Annotated in this window: 9 protein-coding genes; 3 read left to right on the top strand and 6 right to left on the bottom strand. The window is 53.1% G+C overall.

Translation table 11 applies throughout. From position 1 onward, the window contains the following. Positions 1–290 precede the first annotated feature (290 nt). The 3 genes from HUU59_11510 to HUU59_11500 all read left to right on the top strand — a co-directional run bounded on the left by HUU59_11510 (position 291) and on the right by HUU59_11500 (position 9637). On the top strand, positions 291–2087 hold the full coding sequence (locus tag HUU59_11510; protein NUO20066.1) for a T9SS type A sorting domain-containing protein: 1797 nt from the start codon (positions 291–293) through the stop codon (positions 2085–2087). 210 nt (positions 2088–2297) lie between these two features. Continuing rightward, positions 2298–4925: a hypothetical protein gene (locus tag HUU59_11505; protein ID NUO20065.1), complete on the top strand. Its 2628-nt coding sequence runs from the start codon at positions 2298–2300 to the stop codon at positions 4923–4925. Positions 4926–5113: 188 nt separating this feature from the next. Continuing rightward, a complete protein-coding gene (locus HUU59_11500; protein NUO20064.1) occupies positions 5114–9637 on the top strand; it encodes a hypothetical protein in 4524 nt (1507 codons plus the stop codon). 77 nt (positions 9638–9714) lie between these two features. On the opposite strand, the gene HUU59_11495 is transcribed toward HUU59_11500, so the two are convergent. The 6 genes from HUU59_11495 to HUU59_11470 all read right to left on the bottom strand — a co-directional run bounded on the left by HUU59_11495 (position 9715) and on the right by HUU59_11470 (position 20195). After that, a complete protein-coding gene (locus HUU59_11495) occupies positions 9715–11559 on the bottom strand; it encodes an Ig-like domain-containing protein (GenBank protein ID NUO20063.1) in 1845 nt (614 codons plus the stop codon). A 61-nt stretch (positions 11560–11620) separates the two neighbouring features. Beyond that, positions 11621–15070 carry a hypothetical protein gene (locus HUU59_11490; GenBank protein NUO20062.1) on the bottom strand — a complete coding sequence of 1150 codons (3450 nt, stop codon included), beginning with the start codon at positions 15068–15070 and terminating at the stop codon, positions 11621–11623. A gap of 7 nt (positions 15071–15077) precedes the next feature. After that, complete coding sequence (locus tag HUU59_11485) at positions 15078–15896, bottom strand: ABC transporter permease subunit (GenBank protein NUO20061.1); 819 nt, start codon at positions 15894–15896, stop codon at positions 15078–15080. Between the two features lies 1 nt (position 15897). Further along, complete coding sequence (locus HUU59_11480; GenBank protein NUO20060.1) at positions 15898–16773, bottom strand: sugar ABC transporter permease; 876 nt, start codon at positions 16771–16773, stop codon at positions 15898–15900. Continuing rightward, positions 16766–18028, bottom strand: coding sequence for an extracellular solute-binding protein (locus HUU59_11475; GenBank protein NUO20059.1), 1263 nt, complete (start codon positions 18026–18028; stop codon positions 16766–16768). Before HUU59_11475 ends, HUU59_11480 begins: the two co-directional genes overlap by 8 nt. After that, on the bottom strand, positions 17985–20195 hold the full coding sequence (locus HUU59_11470; protein NUO20058.1) for a hypothetical protein: 2211 nt from the start codon (positions 20193–20195) through the stop codon (positions 17985–17987). The genes HUU59_11475 and HUU59_11470 overlap by 44 nt, the downstream gene beginning before the upstream one ends.

Here is a 20195-nt window from a genome sequence, read left to right as displayed (position 1 = left end):
TTAGAGGTGCAAGAACCGGGAGTTAGGACGATGTCCTCTTATTCCGGGACAAAGCGGTCGGTATAGGAATGGGTTATTAAAGCAAACTCTTCACAAAATTACAAGTTACGAGATAAAACACTGGTTCAGGTCGCTATGAGGTAGGCTCTAACTATTTTCGCAACAGGCTCGAAACTACTTGACGAAATAGTAGTGTTAGTATATTTTACATAGTGCATCATGGATTACAACAGAGGTTTAAATAGTTCGATCTTGGTGGTACGAAAATTCCTAAAAAATGGAGTCCCGGTATGCGTAAGTATTTGATTTTGTGTATCATGGCCTTTTTTGGCCTGTCGTCTGCCGTTTTGGCTGACGTAACACCTGGTCCGGCCTTAAAGGGTGACGAAGGTCGGCAAATTCAACGTCCAGTCGATCGGACGGGTTCATGTGTTTTGACCACGCTGGCAGCGACAGCCACGGTCAACTCGTTTGGTTGGGATTTTGAAGACAAGTACGCTTCGTACATTGATCCCGAGACCGATGGTGACGGCAATTGCTCGGCACCGTTTTATCCGTTCCATATTACGTCCGTTGACGTGCCGTTGTTGTTCTTCTTTGACTCAACGGGTATCGGAACGACGGTGAACTACCGTGTGTCAATCCACTGTCCGAAGGATGCCGCTTCTCCAGGCGTGGCTCAGAACATCAAGGGCCCGGGCGCTGAGATTTGCGGCGTCAACGTCTCCTACACGGTGACCTCGGAAGACTACAATTCGCCGAACACGTTTGTTCAGAACGTCGCTCTTGAGTGCTGTGTCAGCGGCCCGTTCTACGTTGTGGCTTCGTTCTTGAGCTATGACGGCGGCGCCGGTCTTGCTCCGACTCCGGGATTTGACCTGACGGTCGGCGGCCCGACCTCAGAGCCGGGTGACGCGTGGTACTACTTCTTCCTCGGCGGCACGCCGGATTACTGCTGGTTTGACGGTTCGCGCGACTTTGGCTGCGGCGCGTCCTGCTATCCCGGTGACGTTGCCTTGTTTGTGAACGGCGATGCCGGCTACACGGCTTGTGAGCCGATCGCCTGCGCACCGTGCACGCGCAACTATCCTGGTGACGACGCTTCGAACCCGATCATTATTGATTCACCGGAATGGTCGCGTGTAATCGACCTCTGCGATTACTGCAGCGACTATGACGTCGTGAATTACGGTTTGGGCACGTTCTCCGGCAGCAGCCCGGACGTTGTGTTGAGCTTCACGTCGATTGTCGATCCGACCTGCTTCAACATTCTGATTACTCCGCTTACTGCCGAGTGCAATCAGTGGTTCCGTCTGCGTTCAATTCTGTTTGACAGCTTTGGCGCACTGTCGGGCGGTACGCCGGTATTCCCGGCCTACGGCGTCAGCCAGACTCACAATTTCTCAGGCAACGGCGGTCCGGATGATTTGGGCTGCTGGTTCCCGGACACCTACTATTTGATCATTGACAATCGTCAGTATTGCTGCTGCCCGATAGAAGTGACATTTGTTGGTGACAATGTGCTGGCCGTCGAGCTGACGAGCTTTGATGCAATCGCCGGCAACGGCCAAGTGACGCTGAACTGGCGCACGAATGCCGAGAGCGATATCGCCCGTTGGGAGATTTCACGCAATGGTCAATTCCTTGCTGAAGTTGACGGACTTGGCGACAATCCGACCGGACACACCTACACCTTCGTTGATAACAGCGTGACGAACGGCGAGACCTATATCTATCGTTTGACCGCTTATGATATCAACGGCGCGGCCACCGTTTTCGGTATGTGGGCAGAAGCCACTCCGACGGCTGGTGCTGGTGTTGTGACTGAGTATGCGTTGATGCAGAACTACCCGAACCCGTTCAACCCGACGACCACGATTGAGTACACCGTTCGTGAGCTTGGCAATGTCGAGCTGAAGGTTTACTCGGTTGACGGCCGTGAAGTTGCGACGCTTGTCAGCGGTCTTCAGGACGCCGGCAGCTATTCGGTGGACTTCGACGCTTCGGGTCTGGCGAGCGGTATGTACCTGTACAAGATGACCGTGAATGGTTTCACGGCCACACAGAAGATGGTGTTGATGAAGTAAGCTTCATCGCCCGTCATCTGGACTTGTAAAAAAAATCGACTGTGGCGGATAGACCGCGAGCAAAACGGCTCGGCGGTCTATCCGTCCGGTGTCTCAAAGAACTTCCAGATACGGGCATGAGCATGTCTCTCATGCCCGTATTTTTTCCGGTGAGCTTTCCGGTTCACTGGGTCCCAACCGAAAGAATTACATAACTTTCCGGAGAAAAGCATGGTCAGTAAAATTGTTTTTCGTCTGGCGCTGATCACAGGAATTGCGGCAATTGCTTATGCCGGTGTCAATCTTGTCAAGGCGCCATCAGCCCCGACGTCTGCATTAGTCGAGACGTACGAGGAAGTAGAAATACCGCTGGATGCCCTTTATGGTCGCGGCGGACGTTCGTTGGATGCATTCGACTCGACGTACGTCATTGACAATATGGAGGCCGTTGGCGGCTGGACGACGGTTGATTACACGGTACCCGGCACACCATACTGGCAAGTAGCGGCAGTGCCGTTCGGTGATCCTAACGCTCCTGCACTTTGGTGCGGTGACGCATCCATGGTTGACAATCTGGTTGCTCCCGGAGGTTATGCGAATCACCAGGAACATTACCTTGAAAGCCCGACAATTGACTTGTCGGCCTCGAGCGCGCCGATTAGGCTTGCCTTCAAAGCTCGTTGGAAAGTCGAGAACCCCGGCGGCGAAACCCCTCCTTATAACATGTGGGACGGTTGGGATGTTCAGGTCTCCTCCGACGGCGGTGACACGTGGACCATTCCTGATCCTTCAGATGTGTCGTTGCCATACACTGGTACCTGTTCCTATGCATGGAGCGACCATTGCTATGAAGGCTGCTATGCAGCATGGGGTGGCACGACGTTCGCGGCGGCCTACCAAACGATCGTCATTAACTTGGATGATTACGCCGGCCAAAGCAATGTGCGTTTCCGTTATGCATTTTTGTCTGATCCAGCCGCAAGCTCTAACGACGGTCAACTTGACTCGTCGTTCTTTGGTCTGATATTGGACTCCATTCGTGTGACCAATAGCACAACAACACTGTTGTCGAATGATGGTGACAACACGACGGGCTGGACAATTGAAGCCTATCCTGTAAGCCCGGTGGGTGACACGTGGGCCTTTGAAGACAGCACGGCACCGACGGGCATGACGGCGATTCCGGATCAGGTATTCTCTTGGAACGCGGAGCACCGTGGCTGGGCTTTGATTGAGAATGCCTTAACGTCTCCGCCGATTCTAATGCCGGATACTTCCCGTCCGGGTCAAGGCGATGCCAACGATTGGCAGAAGCTTAGACTGGCCTATTATGTCTGGGCTGATTTGGAAGACAGCGACGGAGACGATGACGGCTCGTTGGATGACCTTTATGAAATCCACGTTTCAACCAATAACGGTGTCTCGTGGACACGTGTTGCCTACGATTACGGTACAACGGCGTTGACTGGTGAGACGCATCCGGATCAAGGTAACTCGCTGCTGGGCTGGGTTGGCCGTTCGCGCGGTTTGACCACCGGCGGAACGTCAGTTGATATTGATTTGACGGGTTATGGTGAACAGACGATCCTGATTCAATTCCGCTTGCAGACGGACTGCAACAACGACGGAGGAATTGGATCCGGTCTGCATATTGACTATCCGCACTTGATTGCTACTCGCGCGTTTGCAACGGACGCGGCATCGCGAGATCTGGTTGTCCCGTTCCCGACAACGGTTGGTCTGGCCCGCTCGTGGTCATTTGAGTATGTCAATGAAGGCAGCAACGCGATTGGCAACGCGCTTCGTTATCGCCAGCTTTACACGAAGCCGGACGGTACGAACCAAGGTTCGGATTCACTGAAGCAGGCCACGGGGACGCTGCTCACGAATGAGTTCCTGACCATCAACGCAGTATGGACGCCGATCGTCGCAGGAGCGCACAGGATTCGTGTCACGACGACATATCCGGGCGAGCAGGATCGCACGAACGATACGACTCGCACGCCGATTAACGTTCCGCTTGCGGGTAATTTGAATCTCGCGGTCGATGTTCAGCCGGCAGGAACTTATGAGCTCGCTTACCATCTCCGTGATTACACAGCGGTTCTTTCCAATCCGCGCTATGTACGTTATTCACCCGCAGCCGACGGCGTTCCGGCGGCAGATGCGGACACGATGGACATCAACAAGCTGCAAGTGCTGTGGAATTGGGATCCGATCGACATCTCGTCGCTTCCTGACCAGACGGCTCGCTGCCGCATAGAATTCTTCGGACAGGGACCGGATAACCGCACACCGGGTGCGTTGCTGTATACCTATGAAGAGGAAATTGATACGAACGAGACGGTGTCGATTGTATCAGGTACGGATGCACGCTGGTGGGAAGTGAACCTTGCCAGTGTTCCCCAGCTGAAACGCCTGCAGGGTGACTTCTGGGTAGCAGTCAGCGCGCTGGATTCGGTAGCAGGTACAGGCTTGCCGGGACTTCTGGCGTATGTAACCGAGAACAATGACACGACTGACACACACAATTACACGAAGCGTTTGGACTTGCCGGGAGCGCCGATTCTGGCGTCACCAAGCCGTTTCTGTGTTGAAGTAACGACCGGACCGACGACTTGGCCGGATCCAGTGACGACGCTGACGATTTATCGCGACGGCACAACGAATGATTGCACACTGCGTTGGAACGCACCGAATCGCGCGGACGGATATCTTGTATATCGTTCGACCGATCCCAACAATCTGCAGCAAACATTGTTGACGCCGGTTCCGATTGCGGCGACCTCGTACACGGACACGGGAATTCTGAACGTGGGTGACCGCTTCTACTATGTCGTAGTTGCCGTTAATCAGTAGTCCTAACACAATCTGAACAAAGCCCCGCTTGTGCAAACAGGCGGGGCTTTTCTTTCCTTGCCGCTTAGCAAGAAAGCAACGCAAAATGTTGGGAAACGCCGACATTATTTATCGTCTGGATCCTTGACTCCATGGAACATAGTGGCTACATTAAGATGAGACAGTGAACATTTTTGCGGAGTAATCAGATGGAAAGACAAGTCGTTTTACTCATCCTCACAGCCCTGCTTAGCGGTTCTGCGTTCGCCTCGGAGTGGTTTGGCGCCGCTACGACGTTACCGGGGAATTTTTATCAACTGGCCGGACCACAGGACGTTGTGCCGATTCCGGTTGACATTCTGAGCGGGGAGCCGGGCAATGTCATTCTGCAGTTCGGTGAACCGCAAGTTGATATGAGTGTCGTGGTGCTGGAGGGCGCGGAGTATCAGCGAGTAGAGTTATTGAGTGAAGGCTCAACTTTGCATGAAGGGTTTCCGGATTTGCCGCGAGTCAGCAGGCTTGTCATGGTGTCACCTCACGGCGGTGTGGAGTTGGACTATCTTGTGACGGGGACAAGGTCTGAGTATTTAACACGACCTGTGCTTCCCAAACAACCGCTGGAAGGCAACGCCTTGGACGGAGAGAACATTAGCACTTGCTACTCGGTGAATGCGTTCTGGCCGGAGAACATAGTCGAGGTCAGTGAACCAATGCTGTTCCGGGACGTTCGATTCGTAATTTTGGCAGTTCATCCGGTGCAATACAATCCTGTGACAGGCGAGATGCGCGTACATGATAACATCGAAGTGTCGCTGCGAGACACGGGCGGATCGGGGGTGAATGAACGGGAGATTGAGCCTGTGTCCATCACGCCGGGATTCAGGAAGCTCTATTCCAATTTCATAAACTTCGAACACAGCACGCTGGACGAACTGCCGCTTGTGCCGGGTGCACAGCTGATCCTCTGTCAGAACAACGCGACCGTCATCAACAAGTTGAATGAACTCGCGACCTGGCGCAAAAAGAAAGGCATTGATGCGACAGTAGTCAGCACGGCGATAAGCGGTACAACAGTCACGCAGATTCGCAACTACATAAACACACAATATGTCAACGGAGGCGGACAACTTGAATTTGTTACGGTGGTCGGCGACGCAAACGGGTCCGGCGCGTACTATTTTCCGACGGACGAGCTGGCGGGTTATCCGTATGGTGAACTGGACAATTACTATGGAATGTTAGGTTCCGGCCCGAATCCTGATCCACTGCCTGATATCGGAGTGGGAAGAATACCAGCTGCGGACTTCACGCAACTATCGTCCATGGTATCCAAATCGATTAACTATGAAGCTGATCCATTCATGACCGATACGACGTGGTTTACGCGAACTTGGTGTGCCGTGCATACGGGATTCATCCCCTCAAATACCGCAACAAAGGAGTACACTCGGCAAATCATGCTTCAGCGCGGCATGAACCCTGGTGATATGACCGTGTTCACCGGTAATGTGACACCGTCGGTGCTGGAGCAGCGAGTGAATCCGGGATTGAGTGTCTTCAACCATCGTTTGTCGTGGGGTAATTCTGAGATGAACCCTCCGGATCTTGACGGATTGACGAACGGCCGGATGCTTCCGTTTGTGGCCGTTATCACGTGCGGGATGGGTTGGTACAACAATGGCGAATCCGTTACAGAAGCATGGGTACGCAGAGGTACGCCGAACACGCCGGTTGGAGCTATCGGAGCAATGGGAATGGCGGGCAACAGCACACGAGTCGCAGAGAATAACATCGTGGACGGTGGAGCGATGATGGGACTTTTTGCCAGGGACATACGCGAACAATCCTTGATCATGCTGAATGGCAAGCTCGAGTTGTATCGAAACTTTTGGGATGCGGTCAGCCAAACGAGTGTCGAGGAGTTCTCCGCGTGGTGCAACCTGATGGGTGATGCGGCAGTTCCGATTATGATCGAAGTGCCGCAAACCGTGACACTTTCTCAGCCGGGAACGGTGCATCGATATACAAATAACGTTGCCGTTCAAATCACGCGCGCCGGACAACCTGTCGAGAACGCATTGGTGGGGATGTATAAGAGCCCGAACGTGTTCGCGCGCGGCTATACGGACGAGACTGGAAGTGTGAACCTCGCCGCGTCACTTGCAGACACGGGGTGGGTGTACGTAACGGTAACAGGCACCGGGCTCAAAACAAAGCTGGACTCGCTGCATGTCATCAACGCATCGACAACGCTCGCACTCTCTTCAGTTACAGTAGATGACGATAATCTTGGCGGCACGCAAGGCAACGGTGACGGAATTTTGAATCCGGGGGAGATGGTGGACTTGAACGTGGTACTTATTAACCGCGGAACTTCACAGGCGGCAACAGGTATCATTGCCTCGCTGAGCACCAGTGAGCCAACCATTCAAATTCAGAGCGGATCGAGCAGCTATCCGAATATCGCAGTTGGCGCAACCGGCGCACCGAGTATACCATTCAGGATCTTGTGCGGAGCCTTGCAAAACGCGGAGCCGGTTGCCCTCTATCTAGCGGTAACGTCATCGGCAGGGACGCAGAACGTTCGTGTCGATTTGACTCCATCGTCCGCGAACGTGCAGGTTAACTCGACGGACTTTCTCGGCGGAGACTCTCAATTGGATCCGGGAGACTCAGGAGCGCTGAGCGCGACGATTCAGAACAACGGATCGCGCGCGCTTCTGAATGCGAGTGGCATTCTCCGCTCGCTCGACTCCCACGTGACAGTCACTGATTCGGTTGGAGTTTTCGGAGCGGTCGCGATAGGTGCAACTGCGGAAAACCTTGCGGATGCATTTGCGGTGCATGCAAACATCAACACAGTTGGTGGTTACGGAGCGTTGATGGAACTTGTGGTCGTGGATACAGATGGCTTTCGTGATTCACTCGAGTTTGTGCAAATCGTCGGAGTATCGACACCTACGACGCCAACCGGGCCGGACGCCTACGGCTACTACGCATATGACAACACGGAGCTTCAACCTGCGGGAACGGCAACGCAGTACGATTGGACGGAAATATCCGCGATAGGGACAAATCTCGGTTTCGTTGACGAGTTCGAAGATGACGATGATTCGGACGTAATTGCCCTTCCGTTTGAGTTCACGTTTTACGGCAGCAGTTTTGACAGTGTGACGATATGTTCGAACGGTTGGCTGGCTTTTGGAAGCCATGGTGCCATGTTTGATTTCAGGAATTGGCGAATCGGTTCACCGATGGGTCCGCCCAACATGGTCGCAGCCTATTGGGACGATCTCGCGACGACCGGTGGCGGGGTTTACTATTACTATGACCCTGTTGATCAGAGGTTCATTGTTCAATGGAATGTTCAAACATTATGGTCAGATGTCCCCGAAGTATTTCAAGTAGTATTGTACAATCCGGCAACCTATCCGACGCCAACAGGTGACGGGAAGATCCTGGTTCAGTATCAGGAGGTGACTCCCAATTCCAACGAGGGTGTTAACGACATGCCGTGGGCAACGGTCGGCATTCAAAACGAGAATCACTTAACAGGAGTTGAGTACTACTACTCGAATGTGTATGCGCCGGGTGCCGCGAATTTGACTGACGGGCTGGCGGTGATGTACACCACTGCAGGCAGCGGAACTCTGTTCTCGACACTGACTGTGCTTTCCCCGGACGGCGGTGAAGCGTTGTTTATCGACAGCACCGCAACGATAGCATGGTTTCCGAGTTCAACCGGCGGCACGGTGCGCATTGAATTGTCACGGAATGGCCTTACCGGTTCGTGGGAAACAATCACAGGATCGGCCCCCAATACAGGGTTCTTTGGTTGGCAGGTAAACGGTGCAAGCTCTACTGATTGCTTCATTCGAGTAATTTCAAACATCGATCCTGACGAAGCGGACACGTCCGATGCTCCCTTCTCAATCGGGGCATTGACCTACGTGCTGAACGAAAGTTTCGAGGGCGGTGCTAACGGATGGACACTTGACTCGGCAGGGGGGCAGTGGGTCAGCGATTGGCATGTTTCGATAGAGCGTTCACAAACCGGAACTCACTCATACAAATGCGGCAGCACAGGAACAGACACGCACCGGTCCTACAATGACGCAAGGCTGGTTTCACCTGTTATAAGTAACCTCCCCGCGAGTGCGTGGCTGCGCTTCGCACAACAGTACGAAACAGAATTGTCAGGCGCATTCCCGGATTCTGCTTATGACGGTTGTGTATTGGAAGTCTCCGTTGACGGCGGCGCATGGCAAGCGTTAACGCCGATGGGCGGGTACAACAAGACATTCCGCTATCAAGCTGGTGGCGGCAATCCCGCAACGGGTCCGATGCAAGGCCGCGCATGCTTCGGAGGGACTCAGAGCACATGGAGTACAGTCAGCGCGGACTTGAGTGGATTTGCAGGCTCAGCTCTGCAATTGCGATTCAGATTCGGGAGCGACGCGGTGAACAACCGGGAAGGGTGGTATGTCGATGATGTGCAAGTGTATTCTCCATCTGTCAATCCACCGCCGCCTGTCGGCCTGACGATTGCCGTAAGCGGAACGGATATAGTGCTGAGGTGGGAAGAGAGTGGCTTTGACACGTACTTGGTTTACAGCGCGGCAGATGCAGAAGGTCCATTTGACACCTTTGAAGGTTCCACGGGCTCAACGTCGCTCACGATAGCAAACGGTACTGCAGCCTCGAAGCGATTCTATTATGTAGTCGGGGAATAGTTCGGCAATTCCTCAAGTCTGTCAAAAGAATAGCCCTCGCATGTGCGAGGGCTATTCTCATTTCCTATGTGCCGGAATTACGGTTTATAGGCACGAACCTGGAAGTACTGGATATTCAGAAGCGGCGTAACAGTGTAAGTGTCATTCGGGGTGTTGCCGAGAATGGTGCCGTTTTCGATGATGCTGTCAGACACTGTATGACCGAAAACTTCAAAGTGTGCGCGGCTTGGGCCATTCCAGTAGAGGACGGCTTCGGTTCCATTGCTGTAGACGGTCAGTTCCGACGGCGGGCAAACCCAGTCATTCCAGAAGATGTTGCCGAGGTCTTGCGTCGGATTCGCGTCATTGACTTCGAGAGGCCGGTTAGGCACATCTTCCCAAGTGGTTCCACCGCCGATGTGGAAGCGGAACTTGAACTCCTGCGTCCGGACTGAGCCTGCGGGAAAGAGCACATCGAGAGTGTATTGACCGTCAAGATCTCCATCGGCCATCACCTGCCCACTCCAACCGTTAAACGGTCCGGCAACACTGACACTGTCCGGAGTGATTGCCTGGCCGAGGAGACACTCGACATCGCAACGGAATGTCACGGTCACCGGATTGATGGTGGGATTGGGAATGACGTAGGTGACGGTAATGTCATTGGAATCCACCAGCGAGAAGCTCTGATTCGGACCGACTATCAGCCAGTTGTCGTTTTCATCCACGCAGCCCCATTCGAAGTTAGGAGTACCTCCGTTTGGAACCATCTCAAAGCGGCGCGAGAACACGTGATCACCGGGGACGACGTCGCCATTGGTACCGTCATCATAGAGGAGGTAGTTTCCGCCCTGCCATGACGCATCGTACTCGCGATAGAAATTAAAGGAGCCTTTGAACCAAATCGAATCATGAGTGGCACCCGGGTCTTCGACACGGAAGAGGACATCGGAATAGAGCGGGGAGGTCCAAGAAAGCGAATCGAAGTTCGCGTCAATGGGATTTCCGGCGACATCGGTTATGCCTGACAGGAGAGAAATGGCGTATGTTGTGCCATCGGTGAAATTACTGAAATTCCAGATGGCAGCCTGCAGGTCGTTGACATAGCGAATTCCTGTGAAGGGCCAGCCGTGCGTGACATAGTAAGAGGAGTTGTTCAGTCGCACGGGATTCATCGGCTCGTTGAAGAGTAACTCAACCGAGCGTCGATCAATTTGACGCACAGAGAGCAGCCGCGGGGCAACCGCATCACCATAGGCAGTTTGAATGGAATAGGCAAATTGCTGCGACAGCGGATGAGCAACGGCGGCGTTGTCACTCGGGAATGTCGCATCAGCGGGCAGGCATGCAACACCGCCTTGCGAATCCCATGCCGGACGCAGCCACATGGAGATATTCAGAGTGGTGCCAAAGCCCGGGGTGCCGATTTGATTCTTGCGTATGGCAACTTCAGTCCACTGATTGCCACCGCCGGCATCGGTTGTGATTTCCGGCTGCTGCACCCACGTGTTGATCGTCCATGTATTGAGTCCGGTGAACTGTGAGTTTTGGTTGTCGGTATTCCACTGCATGACGAGATCATACTCGGGCTTGTAGGTGTGCGTATACGCGACATTGTTTGCGCCCCAGCAGGCGAAGGTTCCGCCGACCGCGGTGCTGCCGACATCGAATACGATGTGAACGTGAACGCTTTTTCCGTCAGCCCAAGGGTCGTTGTCGGCATCGTATCCGAAATAGACCCACTCGGCATCGTCCGTGACATACAGGCCGCCATCGAGATTAAACTCGGTTGGCAGAGCCTGAGAAGTTGAACTGTGGTCAGGGGTGTTTCCCCAACCGGCGTCCTTTACCCCGTCAATGACGGGAGTGAAGGACGGGACCGCGAAAGCGGCTGCTGCGGCACACAAGAGTGCCGCGACAAACATCGTGCGCATGGCTTTCATCATTTCTCCTTATTCCGTTTCATAGGATGATTCGTGCAGATTTGTAATATGTGAATTCGTGCTATATTCCACCGCGGGCGCGTACAAAATAGAACGCAGCGGCACCGGGCGGAGGCGTCAAATCGTCAAAGGATAGAGTTTGTGTTGACCCGATGAGTGAGAATCCGCTTTCGGAGTTCTCAGACCGATAGATGTCATAGGTGTGTGCAGAAGGAACCGCATTCCAGTGCAATCTCGGAGTTCCGCTCTCCCAGAGAATGACGAGGTCGTCAATTGGCAGGGGATTATTCACAAGAATGTTCTTGGTGCGCACACCCATGAGTGGCAAAGGTCCTGAGGCAAAGGGCGGATAGATGCGATAAAACTGCGATAGGGTAACGAAAGCACCCGTGGGATTGCCGGGAGGCAGAGCGCGGGTGGTCGTCGTAGTATTCTCTTGCGTCACATGCAAAGACAGCGCGATACCGGCAGGGTTTCCCAGATCCGCCCATGGAATACGCATTTCGGTAAAGGGAACGGATGCCCAGCCGTTGTAACTGGTTGCGTCATGCTGGCCGAAATTCTGAAACACCCAGGCTGCTCCGTTCCAGTAGTTCACCTGAATGTTTCCGGGACCGCCCTCGATAGCAATTTGAAACTCAATCTTAAATGGGTTGGAGAACTGCACGCGTCCCCAAGAGTCGGTGGTCGCTCCAGAGTTATTGAGTTGATCAGTATCAATGTTTACAAACAGGTCACCGGTAGCCAAGTCTTTTCGCCAATAGCCAATGTAGAGTGCGAGCGAATCCCATGTTATTGTCATAGTATCAGCAGCGGCAATCAGACACTCATTTTCAACGTCAAAGTCCTGTGTACCGTCAATCACAATAGTATGCGGCGTCAGACCGTTTGGCGCACTCAAGACGGCCTGATCAAATTCCGGATGAACAGGATTTCCGCTAAGATCCGTAACATTGAAGACGGTGACAAGGCCGGATTCCCCACCGGGAATGGACGGAGTCACGGTCAGCCGGACCTTTGTCCAATCACCCTGACGAACAGCCGACGTTACCGTAAACGAAGTTGAGAAGTCGGACAAGTTCCAATTGGCTGAAGTCTCGGCAAGCGCTTCGTTGACCGCTTCGCTGAACGTCAGCTCGATTGTATTGTTGTCAATGAAAGCGGCCTGTGCATTCATACGAGGACCGAAGCTGTCGAGATTCAGCAGCGAGAGCGCATCGAGCTCTGTGATACGGCCATTTACGTCAGGCGCCGACGTCGTGCCTGCGAACAACAGGTAACCAAATTCACCGCGACCGCGGAGTTCGTCTCCTCTCAGCAACGTGCCGCCGAATTCGGTGATATGCGCGGTTCCTCCGTTGTTGCGAATCAGCGCACCGGTTGCGCCGCTGTTGGGATTGCGGAATCCGGAATAGGCCTGATCGGGATCCCAGACTCTGTCCATTTCAGCATCCCAAATCATGCCGAGCAGATCCGGGCTGAACCCATGGCGGATGTAACAATCCTGATTGCCGACGTCGTACTTCGCGGTCAGATAGGGAGTTCCGGGAGTCACCTCTATGGTTTTTGTCACGGAACCGTAGCTCAACCGGATTCTTGCATGGTCGTTGGAGCTGGAGTCAATCGAGAGCGCATAGAGATCGTTGCGGTAAGTCGGACTGACATCGGCGAAGGCTGCCTGATGATTGTTGGAGCCCGGCTCGTCATAATCGCCATCTGTTTCCGCCCAGTAGGTGTTACAGCTTCCGACAATGGAGAAATTCTCTCCGCCGGGTCCTTTGCTGAAAATGTACTGTGCACGTCCGCCGATAGACTCAAACACGGCGAAAACTCTGTCGTTATGAATAACGAGTTCATCCACACCGTCAATATCAATGTCCACAAAGTAAGTGGAACATACATTTGCATACAGGCCGGCAGCCCAGCGAGCAGCCTCCGCGTAAACAGCGGCGTTCTTGATGTGTGCGCTGTAGCGATGCTGCCAACCGCTGATGGGACCACCCATGTAATCGTGCCACGCCGTTTCGTGCAAGTTTGTCATCAATACGTACCATGCGGTCTCGGAGATGTTGTTGGATGGGACAGACAAGAGCTGATTGTAAACGGTTGTCCAGATGTAGCCGTAGTTCCAGCCTGGAGTGTGGAAGTCTGATAGTGAAACAGTGGACGCCCAATTACCGTACCAGCTGTTATTGGAGCCGCCATAGCCGTGATCACCGCCGATCAGGCCGTATGTGCCGTTTCCGACCTCAATACCCCATCCGTTGAAGTCAGGATTATTCAGCGCATTGTCAAGCTTCCACAATTCAACAGCCGGGTAGTTGTCAGCCGCCCAGTTCACGACTTGCGAGTAATTTTCCAAACAATCAGGACAATTGAAGTCTGCCATCTCTGCGGCCGCTTCCCAATCCGTTCCGTAAACAACGAGTTGGTAGCGGCCGGTTCCCTGAATTTGAGCAATTGCCGCACCGGGGTTGTAATGGCAGTTTCCGGTGAATTCTCCATCAATAGGAATCACGCGAAGGGTGATACCCGAGCCGTTGTTCATCCAATGAATTTTGCGGTCACTATTTCCGGCAACGTGCGGCCAATCATCCAAAATGACGGCATCAATACCGTGCTGTGTCCAGTTGTCACCCAGCCACGGGTCGTTCAAGTGGGCATCGGGATAGTGACCTTGTGCACACCACACCCTTTCGGGAATCCAAGCGACACGCGCCTCGTATCCAAGTTTGTACTCAATCAAATCCTGTTCGATGCTCACCGCCCAGTTGTTCATGTTATCCGTCACAAAGGGCATGATGTGCTGAGCGTAGGCTGAGCCGAGAACACCGAGCCAGCCTTCGGTTATACCGTCCTGCATCCAGTCGAGAAAGGGTCGGTCATACCAGTCAGCCGCAGTAATGAGAGTTCCGGAAAGATGAAAGTTACCTGGCACTTGCCGGCCTTGATGGAGTTCAAGTATCTCATCGAATCCTTCGGTTGTATTCTGACCACGAAAAACATCGGTGTAGGTCAAGCCTTGATTACCGTGATGTACCATTGCCACATTGCCGACATCGCCGTCCAATGAACGGTGGGTATCTCGCGACCACTTGATTTCGTCATAAGGCAATCCTTCAATGCTCGTGACGACGTGAATGCTCGAAACATCCGTCCAACCGGCAGGTCGGGCAATCGCCCATTCCAGAACACCTCGCCGGGAGTCGGCACAAACGGCATCGCTCGACATGCCGTCACTTTTCAGCCGCGCGACAAATCCCTTTGCATCAGTAACTTGCCACGAAACACCGGCGGTTCCCAGCCAGTCCGAACGCAACGTGGTCTTACAATAAATCGAGTCGCCGGTCTCGCGGTAGAAGAGATTACACAGGTCTGCGTCACCCCGCGCGACTTCATTAATCCCGTCTTTTGCCAACCAATGCTCTGTCCTCCACGGAGTAATCCTGTAATCCTGCGCTGCGAAGACTGTGGAGCAGGTCAGAAGCAACAACACAAAAATTCTTATCATCGCCATACTATCCTTTCACACTTCCAAGCGTCAAGCCTGACACCAACCATTTTGACAATTTCATAAACAGAAGAATCACGGGAATACTGACCACAATCGAGCCGGCTGCATAGAGTCCCCATTCGGTAGTCATGCTGGACTGGAATTGTTTCAGACCAATCGGCAGCGTGTACATATCTTCGGTCAATAGAACTTGCGCGGCAACGACATACTCGCTCCATGCAGTCAGAAAACTGAATAGTGCGGTAATTACAAGTGCCGGTGCGGCCAGCGGCAGAATAACGAGATAGAAGGTCTTAAACCGTCCCGCACCGTCGAGCATGGCAGCCTCTTCCAGTTCCTTTGGAATGGTGTCGTAGTAGCCCTTCATCTGCCAAACAGTAAACGGGAGTGCAGTTGCCGAGTACACGACCATCAGTCCGATATAAGAGTTGATGAGGCCGAGTTTGGCAAGCATCAAGAAGAGCGGCAGGAGAAGCATGGTGGCAGGAAACATCTGGGTAATCAGAAGCATGCTCATACCGACTTTGTACCCGGGAAAACGAAATCGAGAAAACGCGTAGCCGGCAGTCGACGCCAGCGCAGTGGCAAAAATAGTCACGGCCGCGGCGACAAGCGTGCTATTTAACATCCAGCGCAAGAACGGCCGCTCGGTAAACAAGGCGACGTAGTTCCCAAGCGTAGCGTCTTGCGGAACAATCTCAAGCGATGTTGAGAGGAGCCTGTCCGCCGGGCGCAGAGAAACGGTGACCACAGTTAAGACAGGATAAAGGGTCAGAATCGTGACTGCACACAAGACGACGACAAGTATTGCTTTCTTCAACATACTACGACTCCGTACCGGCGCGCATGCGTCGCATAAATGTCACTGAGAACAATACAAGTAAAAGGAATATTATCATTGAACCTGCGGCCGCATAGCCATATCTGTACAAATTAAAAGCCGCACGATAAACATAGGAGACAAGAATATGCGTTTGGTCGGCAGGTTCACCACCGTTGGAAACAAGCCAGACGATATCCACCTTGTTGAAAGTCCAGACAAAACCAAGAATGATTGCAGGCGTCAATACAGGTACGAGCATCGGCAGGGTAATGGTCCTGAATCTTTGCCACGCCGACGCGCCATCAATCATTGCGGCTTCATACAGCTCCTTGGGAATGCTTTGCAATCCGCCAAGGGCGACGACCATCATGAAGGGAAACCCAAGCCAGACATTTGTGATTACACATGCGGCAAAGGTGCCGATGGGGTCATTTAGCCACTGTATAGGAGTTTGCGCGAAGACCTTTGTGAGGATGAGATTGACGGCTCCATACTCGTAATGGAACATACCGCGCCAGGTCAACGCCGTAACGACCGCCGGAATCGCCCAGGGGAGAATCAGCAGCGTTCGGAACAATCGTTTGCCGGGCACGTTTTCGTGCAGAATCACAGCCAGTGCAACACCGATCGCCACATGGAAAAAGACATTGACAACAGTCCAGAGCAGAGTCTTGCCGAGAACGGAGTAGAAGATTGAGTCGCTGAAAACCTTCTCATACTGACGCGGCCCGATGAATTCCCAATCATGAATATGCAGCAGGCTCATGTTGGAGAATGACAGAGCGATGTTATAGATGAAGGGCCAAACAACGACCAAAGCCACGACCACAGCGGCAGGCGCAACCATCCACATCGCGAAGTTGCGGTCTCTATTCATTCATTTCCCGAATCTTTTGTTCAGCATCTCGCTGCATTTTTGCGGCAGCATCTTCGGGGGAAAGATAGCCGCCGAGAACGGACTGGTAGGAGGAGCGCATGGCGTCCCAGACGGCGCGCAACTCCGGAACGATGGGCATGGGCTTGCCGACTTCAAACTGCGACAGACTCTCAGCAACGTGCGGACGAGACAGATAAGTTGAGTCGGATCGAACAGCCAGCGAACTTGGAATGATGCCTGTCGCCTCAACAAACTGCTGCTGAACGCTGTCGCTAAGCAGGTACCTCAGCAAGTCAACGGCGGCTTCAAGCTCCTTGCCGCTGCTATGCACATTGATTGAATATCCGAGTGGCGAGACCATCGGTGCCGGCCAAATTCCGGTTGCGGTGACCTTTGGAATGCGGGCCAATCCGTAATCAATACCGGCGGCTCCATAACCGCTCCATGACCACGGACCGTTTATCAGCATCGCCGCTCTGCCTTCCTTGAAGAGCGCGTCAGCCGTATTGTAATCGCAATCCGGTGGAACAATCTTGTGTTCATCCCGCAACGATCTTACAAATCGAAATGCACTTGCCGCGGAAGGAGAATTCAAAGTCGGCCGCGCACTATCATCGAGAACCCATCCGCCGAATCCTGATAGCCACGGAATGAAGAAGAAGGGTTCAGTGAAATTCCAGACCAGTCCCCATTGGTCGGTTACACCGTCGCCATTCACGTCTTTTGTGGCATCACGACCCATGCGAATGAGTTCATCAGTATCCTGCGGCGGCGCAGGAAGCAGGTTCTTGTTGTAAACAAGAGCCAGATGATTGCCAATCCGGTCGGCAAGCTGATACGTCTTGCCCTTGAAATTAACAATCGCGCGCGTATCCAGTCGCTCAAGTTCAGAGGCATCGAAAAAATCATTGAGAGGGCGCACAAACTGCATCGTTGCCAAAGGTCCAACCTGGTCGGACGGTCCGTAGAGCAGGTCAGGGCCGAGTCCTGCAAGAGCGGCGGATTGGAAATTTGAACGAAGTTCCTCGGTTTCCTTGTAGATTACCTCAACGCTCACAGCAGCGTGCCTGGCATCAAATGCCTCGACAACGCGCAACAAAACGGCGCGATCCTCGGGCTGCATCTGGTGCCATAGTTGAATGCGTGTGATACCATCATCACTGGTGCAGCCCAACAGCGCAAGCAGGCAAACCAGACAAAGCGCTCTCACTTTAGTCGCGCTTTCCAAATATGTCATGGCGGATGATGATTTCACCCGGCTCAGATTCCACCGTGAAAGATCGATTAGCGTGAGGAAACTCCTCCGTTGTCCAGGAACCGGCTTCGCCAGAATTCGTGAATTTGTACTGCACTTCAGTGCCAAGCGGTAATTCTACCTCAATTGACCAAATTCCGTCGTTTGCGATCTGATCGCCAGCCGCACCGTCATCACGCATTCGCTTTACATTGGGTTGCCAATCGGCAATTTCCGGTTGATTGCCAACGATAAACACAGCATCCGGAACGATCTCGGCGCTGGCATCGCAGACAAAACGCACGGTGCGCTTTTCTCCACCACGCTGCATGACGCCGCCGGACTCCTGAGTGGCAATTTTTGCTTGACTAAGAATCGGCATGAACTCCGGAATCATGATTTGCACACCTGCCTCATTCATATGCCGATACACTGCACGAAGATGTGAGAAAAAAGCCTCCTCAAACGGGCGATCTCCTGCCGGCGCGCTCTGATCAGCGCCGTACCACCAGAACCAGTCGGAGCCCTCAGCGGCATACATCGCCTCATACGCACGGTAGATTGCAGCGCCTTGAGCGCTCTTCTCCATTGGAGCGCGAGGATCAGGCTGTGGCAGCTTTGACTTTTCAAGTGCCTGACGAGCCTTGAGCAGATACTCCCATGCTTTATTCTCTTCAGGTTCGCCAATCCAAGTATCAAAGTTCGCGTTGATCCAAGAGCCCGGCCAAAGATCAGTAATCTCGGAAAGTGCGGAGATCGGGTGAGGAGGGATATTCCGCGCCGGATTGCCTCTGAAAAACTCTGTCGGGTGCACACAGGTTACAAATCCCTCTTGTCGCAAAAATGTAAGCCGTGCATACAATCCATTCAGAAATCTCTTGGCATCCACATCGTGCCGATACCATTCCCACGCGTTTTCACCGTCGAGAATCACAGTGAGCAAACGATCCTCCTCGCCGTCTCCAGGAATGTACTTCAGAATCTCGCGGGTAAAGTGTTCAACTGAAGAATCGGGGTCCAAATTCTGGTACGTGAAGCCGATATGATCAGAGAGCACAGTCTCACGAAAAACAATTGCGATATCACCGGACGGTGTCTTCAAACGATATGGCTTGGCAATGTCAAGCCCTTCAGGTTTTGAACGATTAAGCACATGCATGTCACCGCAGACCCACTTGATGCCGTGTTCAGCAAAGATCCCGGCTGCCGCGGGTGAGATTGAGCCTTCGGCCGGCCACATGCCGTTTGGTGCGCGCTTAAACAGCCTCTCGTAGAAGTTGATTCCCTTGATGACTTGAGCGTGGGCGTCTTGTGGATAAGCAAAGACTGAAGGCAGTTCGCTCTTTGGCTGGCAGGCTTTCGTGATGTCCGTGTCGATGAGTAGCGGCAGGATCGGGTGATAGAAGGGAGTGGTGATGATCTCCAATTGACCCGTGGTGAGCAGACGCTCGTGAACGGCAACCACTTCCTGCATGACTCTGACAGCGTCGGCGACGACTCGATTGGCATCGCGCTCCGTGAAACGACGGCCCCCACGAATAAAGAATTGTCCTTCGCGCTCTTCGACAAGATCGCTCAAATCAACATCAAGACTTGAAGTTCCGCGCAGAAAGTCGGGGTCAAAATGTGCGACGAAGAACCAGGTCTTCACATCGCGGAGATCGGCAGTTGTCAATCTATCATGCTGTGCATTGCGCAGCGCGGCATACTCTGGGAATCGTTCAATTTGAATATCGGATATTCCAAACGCGTTCCACGGCTCACTGACCAATTTTGCACGCTCGGCGTCTGTGAATTTCTCGGTATTCTTCAGAGCCAAGTCAATCCAAGGGTCGGTCTTCAAACCACTCGCAAAGTATGCCTCGGCATCGATTTCACGTTGGCTGTCATATGGATTGACTGAAAGAAAGGAGCCAAGCCGATTGACGTAATATAGTTCCAGCTGCTGAAGAAGTGACGACGTGAGATTCACCGTCGCGTGAACCTCCGGGTACTTCTCGTGCATAGCAGCCATGTCATAATAGTCTTTGGTCGCGTGGGTACGTACCCAAGGCCCGCTAAGTTCGTCTGTGTCAGGATTGACATAAAGCGGCTGATGCTGGTGCCAAATTATGTTCAAGTAGAGGTCACCGGCGTGAGCCATGGTAAGCGAGAAAAGTATTGCAGTTAAGAAAATTCTGAATCGCAT

Source organism: bacterium (genome assembly GCA_013360195.1).
GTDB lineage: Bacteria > Electryoneota > RPQS01 > RPQS01 > RPQS01 > JABWCQ01.
This window is presented reverse-complemented; position numbering and strand designations above follow the sequence as displayed.

What these genes read in the sequence shown, in the direction of transcription:
- HUU59_11510 (NUO20066.1), top strand. Translation starts at nt 291, where the DNA reads ATGCGTAAGTATTTGATTTTGTGTATCATGGCCTTTTTTGGCCTGTCG.
- HUU59_11505 (NUO20065.1), top strand. Translation starts at nt 2,298, where the DNA reads ATGGTCAGTAAAATTGTTTTTCGTCTGGCGCTGATCACAGGAATTGCG.
- HUU59_11500 (NUO20064.1), top strand. Translation starts at nt 5,114, where the DNA reads ATGGAAAGACAAGTCGTTTTACTCATCCTCACAGCCCTGCTTAGCGGT.
- HUU59_11495 (NUO20063.1), bottom strand. Translation starts at nt 11,559, where the DNA reads ATGAAAGCCATGCGCACGATGTTTGTCGCGGCACTCTTGTGTGCCGCA.
- HUU59_11490 (NUO20062.1), bottom strand. Translation starts at nt 15,070, where the DNA reads ATGATAAGAATTTTTGTGTTGTTGCTTCTGACCTGCTCCACAGTCTTC.
- HUU59_11485 (NUO20061.1), bottom strand. Translation starts at nt 15,896, where the DNA reads ATGTTGAAGAAAGCAATACTTGTCGTCGTCTTGTGTGCAGTCACGATT.
- HUU59_11480 (NUO20060.1), bottom strand. Translation starts at nt 16,773, where the DNA reads ATGAATAGAGACCGCAACTTCGCGATGTGGATGGTTGCGCCTGCCGCT.
- HUU59_11470 (NUO20058.1), bottom strand. Translation starts at nt 20,195, where the DNA reads ATGCGATTCAGAATTTTCTTAACTGCAATACTTTTCTCGCTTACCATG.